7 protein-coding genes are annotated in these 6,992 nt (G+C 56.0%); 5 read left to right on the forward strand and 2 right to left on the reverse strand.

Annotated features, from left to right (window positions below; translation table 11 throughout):
- Positions 1-250 precede the first annotated feature (250 nt).
- Together HB630_RS21550 and HB630_RS21555 are read right to left on the reverse strand one after the other, a co-directional pair.
- Positions 251-460: a hypothetical protein gene (locus HB630_RS21550; protein WP_213774455.1), complete on the reverse strand. Its 210-nt coding sequence runs from the start codon at positions 458-460 to the stop codon at positions 251-253.
- Entirely contained in the window at positions 409-1,890 is a 1,482-nt protein-coding gene (locus HB630_RS21555; protein WP_213774412.1) for an aldehyde dehydrogenase family protein, read from the reverse strand. The genes HB630_RS21550 and HB630_RS21555 overlap by 52 nt, the downstream gene beginning before the upstream one ends.
- A 390-nt stretch (positions 1,891-2,280) precedes the next feature.
- Between HB630_RS21555 and HB630_RS21560 the strand changes: the two genes are divergently transcribed.
- From HB630_RS21560 to HB630_RS21580, 5 genes are all read left to right on the forward strand, one after another.
- Positions 2,281-2,736, forward strand: coding sequence for a MarR family winged helix-turn-helix transcriptional regulator (locus HB630_RS21560; RefSeq protein WP_213774413.1), 456 nt, complete (start codon positions 2,281-2,283; stop codon positions 2,734-2,736).
- A 304-nt stretch (positions 2,737-3,040) separates the two neighbouring features.
- A complete protein-coding gene (locus HB630_RS21565; protein ID WP_213774414.1) occupies positions 3,041-4,546 on the forward strand; it encodes an amidohydrolase family protein in 1,506 nt (501 codons plus the stop codon).
- Between the two features lie 116 nt (positions 4,547-4,662).
- Positions 4,663-4,986 carry a Rieske (2Fe-2S) protein gene (locus HB630_RS21570; protein WP_213774415.1) on the forward strand — a complete coding sequence of 108 codons (324 nt, stop codon included), beginning with the start codon at positions 4,663-4,665 and terminating at the stop codon, positions 4,984-4,986.
- A 212-nt stretch (positions 4,987-5,198) separates the two neighbouring features.
- The gene (locus HB630_RS21575; protein ID WP_213774417.1) at positions 5,199-5,507 is read left to right on the forward strand and encodes a non-heme iron oxygenase ferredoxin subunit; all 309 of its coding nucleotides are present in this window, start codon (positions 5,199-5,201) and stop codon (positions 5,505-5,507) included.
- Entirely contained in the window at positions 5,504-6,739 is a 1,236-nt protein-coding gene (locus HB630_RS21580) for an FAD-dependent oxidoreductase (protein ID WP_213774419.1), read from the forward strand. Before HB630_RS21575 ends, HB630_RS21580 begins: the two co-directional genes overlap by 4 nt.
- Positions 6,740-6,992 lie beyond the last annotated feature (253 nt).

The raw sequence follows: 6,992 nt of genomic DNA on the forward strand, positions 1-6,992 counted from the left end.
TGTCTCTTCAGTACCCGTTCGTCCGAATCGAACGACGCATTTTACGGAACTTCGCGATCACAGTTCAGGAAATCAGGCAATTGGTCCAGTAGGCTGATGCACCTGCGTCGTTTTCGGAAAAATCACGCTTATCGCCGCCCGTTGTTAGTGGGTTCGTTCTCTGAATGCCTTACAGCAAAGAAGTCTGTTGCTTTATGTAGGAAGTCCTCACCTGTTATTCCGTCGTTCGACGATTAGAGAGGGGGCAGGGCTAGCCTCCCTCGCCGAGATCATAGTGGATGTCCAAACCGGACGTCATCGCGGCGAACCGCCTGTGCGGTTGGCCTGTCATGAGGAGTTCGGCCATGGTATCGCGTGGTGGCATCATCGTTTCTTCCGCAATCAAGAAGATCATGCCGCTTCCGTCGGTCAACGCATCACGAATGGATTGGCCGGAGCGCTTTGCGAGGTCGAAATCCATACGCTCTTGGTCTCCAGATATTCGTAAACCGCGTCGATTCCGCTCTCGCGGCCAACACCCGAATGCTTCATACCACCGAACGGCATCATGTAGCTGATGGCCCGGTAGGTATTCACCCACACGGTCCCCGCGCGCAGCAGCTTCGGTACCCGCAGGGCGCGAGCGAGATCGCGGGTCCAGATTCCCGCCGCAAGGCCATAGATCGTGTCGTTGGCAATGCGAATGGCATCTTCCTCAGTTTCAAAACTGATGATCGATAGCACAGGTCCGAAAACTTCCTCGCGCGCGATCCGCATGGTGTTATCGACATCGGTAAAGATGGTCGGCTCAATGAATTGGCCACCAACGATCCCTTTGCCTGAAGCCGGCTTTCCTCCAAGGATACAGCGTGCCCCTTCCGCCTTCGCAACCTCGATATAATCAAGCACCTTCTTGTACTGCGCAGGGGTCGTGATTGGGCCGATATTTGTGTCCGGTTGCATCGGGTCGCCAATTTTGGCCGAACGGGCGAGTTCTAGCAGGCGCGCCACGAATTTGTCCTTGATCGAGCTCTGCACAAGGAGCCGCGATCCGGCGATGCAGGTCTGGCCTGTCGCCGCGAAAATGCCGGAGATGACGCCAGCCGCAGCAGCGTCCAGATCTGCATCTTCGAAGACAATATTGGGGGACTTTCCACCCAGCTCCAGCGAGACCCGCTTCAGGCTGCGCGCGGCGGTCTCATAGACCTTCGCGCCTGTCGCATCCGACCCCGTGAAGGTGATCTTGGCGATTCCCGGGTGCGAGATCAGTTCGCTGCCGGCTTCTGGACCGAAGCCGGTCACCACGTTGAAAATTCCATCTGGAATGCCAGCCTCCTTTGTCAGCGCGGCGAATTCCAGCGTGCTGGCAGAAGTAAATTCGGACGGCTTTACGATGACGGCACAACCAGCGGCGATGGCCGCGGCGCATTTCCACGCGACGAACAGGAGCGGCGAATTCCAGGCCGTGAGCGCCGCGACGACGCCTACAGGCTCATGCGTCGTGTAGGCGAAGGTCTCTGCCTTGTCGATCGGCACAAGGCCACCTTCGAGCTTGTCGACGAGCCCGCCAAAATACCACCACCATTCCGGATGGTAGCGAAGCTGGCCCAGCATCTCGGCCATGAGCTTGCCGTTGTCGCGCACTTCGATCTCGGCGAGACGCTCTGCGTTCGCAGCGACGAGGTCGCCGAGCTTACGCATCGCCTTGCCACGTGCAGACGCCGTCATCTTCGACCAAGGGCCATGCCACATCGCCTCATTGGCGGCTTTCACGGCGCTGTCGACATCGGCCGCAGACCCGCGTGGTATCTTTGCCCAGGCCTTGCCATGATAGGGGTCGATGGAATCGAACCATTCGCCGTTAGCGGGGTCGACATAGTGGCCGTTGATGAAAAGTTGGTAGGTCTTCACGATACCCTCCAGGCGAGGCGATGATATTGGCTGGCGAAACCATGTACCGCATTTCACGACTTGCTTAAAGCGAGGTCGCTTGCATGGCTGCAGCTCGGTTCTACGGCCGACTATATGCGAGAGACGAAATTCGCGACTGAACTTCGGTCGTTATAGTTTCAAATCCAATCCCAGGTGCGAGAAAGAGAGCGGGCCGCCGATCTTCCGCTCCGTCATCTCTCTCAACAAATGAGCCGCCACCGGCCGAATGTCGCACGCAGGCGCTTCGTTTACCAATTTGGTGTCGCGCTTGCTATCGAAGGCGATTTCACAGATCGTACAAATTCTATTTGATCCTGTTGCTTGGGGCGTTAAAACAAAAACTCCAGATCACCAAGCGAAGGTTCTGTTATGCGCATTGCTGTTTCGCCAGTGCCGCGGCAAAAAACGTCGGCGCGTTCTTACGTTCTTGAAGAACAAATCGGATTCATTCTGCGGTGCGCTTCCCAACGTCACACCACAATTTTCGCCGAGTTAATCGGCGACAGCCTGACGCCGGCGCAATGGACGACGATGGTCAAGCTTCATGAAGTCGGTTCGTGCTCGCAGAATTTTCTGGCCGGTGCTACCGCTATCGACGCCGCGACGATCAAAGGAGTGATTGATCGCTTGTCGGCCCGCGGCCTGATAAAGACCGAAGCGGATCCCGACGATGGACGACGTTTGATCATCAGTCTCACCGAAATGGGGAATCGAGCGGTCGAGCGATCGTTACCCAAGGCGACTGCGATTACAAAGCAGACGCTGGAGCCGCTGAATTCCAACGAACAAGAGATTTTGCTGCGCTTGCTCTCAAAAATTATGTAACGCACATCAACAGCGCACGAGCCCGTCGCATCAAGCTAGATGGAGGCGTGCGTGCTTTCCGTTGGCAAAAATTTGTGCATGATTTTGGATTTTGTGACCAATGTTCGGGCAATGCTGTAGGCGGCGCTCGAATTTCATTTCCTTTTTGCGCAACGATTTTGCAACGGCAGCATTCTGCTTGAATGAATATAACGTTTGACGCGACAAAAGCGCATAATTACTATGTGTACATTCTAAATTGACGTGGGCATACCGCGTTGCCTGCGAGATAGACTGCTTCGGCGGCTACGTTAGAGGTTCCCTAATGGCAAACGGCTCCACGTTCCTTCTGAAAAACGCTCACGTCATTGATCCCCAGCAGAACATCGACGGCGTGATGAACGTTGTCATTTCCGGGGGGAAGATTGAGGCCGTAGGCAAGGATGTTTCTGCCGCCGGAGCGAAGGTTCTCGACCTGTCGGGGTCCTATCTTACGCCGGGATGGATCGACATACACGTTCATGCCTACGGGGCGCTCGGCTTTAGCGATCCTGATTCGATCGGCGTCGCTCAGGGTGTGACAAGCGTCGTGGATGCCGGGGGGACAGGAATTCTCACGCTTGATGAATTCATGGCCATGGTGCGGGATCACACCACCACCAGTGTGTATGCCGGGGCTCACGTGCATCCGCTTGGTATCATTGGGTTTGAGGAGAGCGGCCGCGGCCTTAACAATGTGGCCGTGGAAAAATGGGTTGAATGGGCGGAAGCCAATCCCGGTGTATTGCGCTATCTCAAGGTGAGCGCTTACAGCCTTCCGAATGCTGGTCCTCTATATGTCGGGAAGGGGCTGTCCAAGATTCTCGGGATTCCTCTTTACCAACATATTGGCGAGATGCAGGAGCCTCCGCCCTATCCCACGCTGGTTGAAGACGCATTCAAGATCTCTGACGCCGGTGACATCATTACCCATGTCTATCACAACAATCCGGGGAAAGTGATCGGGGACGACGGCAAGGTGCTGCCGTTCGTGCGCGAGGCTCAGCGCCGGGGCGTGCTGTTTGACATCGGCTTTGGAAGTATGAATTTTTCCTGGCCGGTTGCCGAGAAATGCTTTCAGCAGGACCTTCTTCCGTATTTCATCAGCTCGGATCTTCAGCAGTTCAATATCGTCTATCCGTGCCATTCCTTGGCAAATGTCATGTCGATCTTTCTAAAGCTTGGCATGTCAATCCAAAATGTTATCGAGTGCGTGACCTCGCATCCGGCGCGTGCGCTTAAGCTGATGGACCGGGCCGGCAGCCTCGCGGTTGGAATGCCGGCCGATGTTACCGTTTTCCAGGTTGAGGACGGCGAGTTCGAACTGTTCGACTGTTACAAGATGGCGCGGAAGGCCAAGCAGCGCATTGTGCCCACGCTGGCGTTCAAGAACGGCAAGCAAATCGAGGTGGATCTCACTCGCGGTGAACAGGAAAGCAATTGGTTCATGCAGGTGTCGGAGGACGAGATTCCGGCGGTCGCCGAGCGTCTATCGACGTCTCAGCGCGAGTTCCTGAAATCCCTGCACGCAGCATTATCTTCCGTCGAATGGGTGGGGTATAATGGCAGCAAGCTGAACGCCAAGTTCGCCTATGAACTGCAGGATATCTTTAATCGGGTCTTGCGCGCGCATTCGATTTCTTTGCGCGATGGGCTGCGCGCCGTCTATGACTGCTTCCTTGAGCAGACTTTCACCGTCCAGATCGGCCTGTTCCTGACCAGGCTTGACCGATCGTTCGTGCTTGCCCGGATGAAGGCCGTCGCCAATCAGAAGACGTTGGCAATGGCCTGATTAAACCCGGCGTCGAAACCGGCTCCGCTCCGACCGTAGTTGGCCGAGCTTGGTCTTGGACGCGATCAAGACGACGTGGCTGGCCTTATCGCCTGAAGAAATTAGAGTGGTGATTAATGACTGACGATGGATGGCACAAGCTGGAGGGCATCAGCAACGCGACGGAAAAGTTCCCGGCCCGTGCCAAGATCGCGGGTGAAGGGGTTTTGGTCTTCCGGACCAAGGCGGGTTTTCGCGGTGTTGAGCGTTCCTGTCCGCACCTCAAGGCCAGCCTTGCAGATGCCGCGTTGATGGCGAACGATACGGTCCTGCGCTGTGCCAATCATAACTTCACCTTCAAACTGTCGGACGGCAGGGGCGTTAACAGTCCAGCATTCCGGCTGCGGGTATTTGAAGTGAAGGTCGAGGACGACGTCTTTTACGGAAGATGGATTGGCTGATCTGATACGGGTGTGCAGGTCGTACCCTCTCAGGGGCGCGGTACGGCGGTAACGCCGGATTGGTCTGATATTTCCAAAAAGAGAGACGTGTCCGGCGATGCCAAGGCGTCCGATGAGTGGCGGAAAAATCTGAAAGTTACCTCTCTCCAAAATCTGCCAATATGGTTGGCTAGGTTGGAGATTCGAGATGCGGAAATTCGAATGGGGACGGCATGGCTTGGCATCGCGTGGCAGAATTAACGGCAATCGAGGAAGATAACGTAATCGGCGTTGAAGTCGCCGGCCGCAACATTGCGCTCTATCGCGTCGCCGGTAAGGTATATGCGACTGATAACGTTTGTACTCACGCTTATGCGCTGCTGTCGGACGGGTACGTCGAAGACGGCTGCATCGAATGCCCGCTTCATCAGGGCCGTTTCGAAATCGCGACCGGCAAAGGGCAGGGAGCTCCGATCACCGTGGATCTTGAGACTTTCCTGGTGAAGGAAGAGGAAGGCTGGGCTCTGGTGGATATCGCGTGAGCGTTGGCCAGACCTACGTCGTTATCGGCGCGGGCCAGGCGGGCGGCCGCGCGGTTGAGGCGATGCGAAAGTCCGGGTTTCAGGGCCGAGTTGTTCTGATCGGCGACGAAGGGCATCCACCATACGAGCGTCCTCCTCTGTCTAAGGATTTTCTCCTCGGCAAAGTCGATGCAGCATCCACCTATTTGTTCAAAGGAGCCGATGATCTCGCAGCGCAAGACGTCGAATTGCGTCTCGACGACCCGGTTATTGCGGTCAGCGCCGACGCGCAGCTTGTGCGGCTCGGATCTGGGAACGAGATCGCGTTTGACCGCTTGATGTTTGCCACTGGCGGCAGGGTACGAGAGTTGCGTGTTCCTGGTGCCGATCTCGACGGCGTCTTTTATCTTCGGAATCTTGCTGACGCCGTTGGCTTGAGCGCTGCTCTTCAGTCGGCCGAACGGATTGTCGTGATTGGCGGTGGGTTTCTGGGTCTTGAAGTAGCCGCGGTGGCACGGCAACTCCGCAAGCAAGTCACGGTACTGGAAATCGAGAAGTGCGTGCTTGGCCGGGCCCTGGCGCCGGAACTGGCGACCATTGTTACTGATTTGCACAGGGATCGTGGCACGGATTTCCGTTTGGAAACGGCCGTGGCCGCGATCGAGGGAGACGGTGGCCGCGTTCGTGCTGTGGTTTGTACCGACGGTGTCAGCTTGGCCGCCGATTTGGTTGTGGCCTCGATTGGCATCGTTCCCAACGATATGCTCGCGCGGGAGGCCGGAATAGAAGTTGAAAACGGCATCCTCGTTAACGAGTACGGAGAAACAAGTCGGGCGAACTTTTATGCAGCCGGCGACGTCGCAAATCACATGAACCATGCGGTGGGTCGAAGGATGCGTCTGGAATCCTGGCAAAACGCTCAAAACCAGGCGATGGCGGTCGCCAAGGTCATGTGCGGAGAGCGTCAGCCCTACGCGGCGATACCCTGGTTTTGGTCGGATCAATTCGATGTGAATGTTCAGCTTCTGGGTACGCCCACGGAATGGGATGAAATCTGTTTTCGCGGAGAGCCTGCTAGTCTCAAGTTCAGCGCCTTCTATTTGAAAGACGACAAAGTGGTGGCGGCCGCAGCGTTCAACAGAAGCAACGATATGCGTGTTGCCCGGCAATTGATTGCCAGCGGAAAATCGATAGATCCGGCCGTGCTGTGCGATACGGCTTTGGACATCCGAAAAATTTCGCAACTTCTTTAGGCGATGCCTGCCTAACTTCTGTTCGTAGGTGCGTGACGTTTTGAGCCCCGCAGCCGTTGACGAAGCTAAGTACGCGCGATTAACATGTGTACATAGTAATTTTCTTGGCAACGCGTTGCTCTACTCGCCGCGCCCCGGTGAGATCGGCGGAGGGCTTGTTTTGAAGGGACAGGTAGAGAGAAGCGCGTACGCTTCCAATGTTTTGGAGCTTCGTGCTCCATCTAACCTGATATCGATCTCCGGTCTTGAGAAG

This window comes from Bradyrhizobium sp. dw_78, assembly GCF_018449525.1.
GTDB lineage: Bacteria > Pseudomonadota > Alphaproteobacteria > Rhizobiales > Xanthobacteraceae > Bradyrhizobium.

What these genes read in the sequence shown, in the direction of transcription:
- HB630_RS21565 (WP_213774414.1), top strand. Translation starts at nt 3,041, where the DNA reads ATGGCAAACGGCTCCACGTTCCTTCTGAAAAACGCTCACGTCATTGAT.
- HB630_RS21570 (WP_213774415.1), top strand. Translation starts at nt 4,663, where the DNA reads ATGACTGACGATGGATGGCACAAGCTGGAGGGCATCAGCAACGCGACG.
- HB630_RS21560 (WP_213774413.1), top strand. Translation starts at nt 2,281, where the DNA reads ATGCGCATTGCTGTTTCGCCAGTGCCGCGGCAAAAAACGTCGGCGCGT.
- HB630_RS21575 (WP_213774417.1), top strand. Translation starts at nt 5,199, where the DNA reads ATGGCTTGGCATCGCGTGGCAGAATTAACGGCAATCGAGGAAGATAAC.
- HB630_RS21550 (WP_213774455.1), bottom strand. Translation starts at nt 460, where the DNA reads ATGGATTTCGACCTCGCAAAGCGCTCCGGCCAATCCATTCGTGATGCG.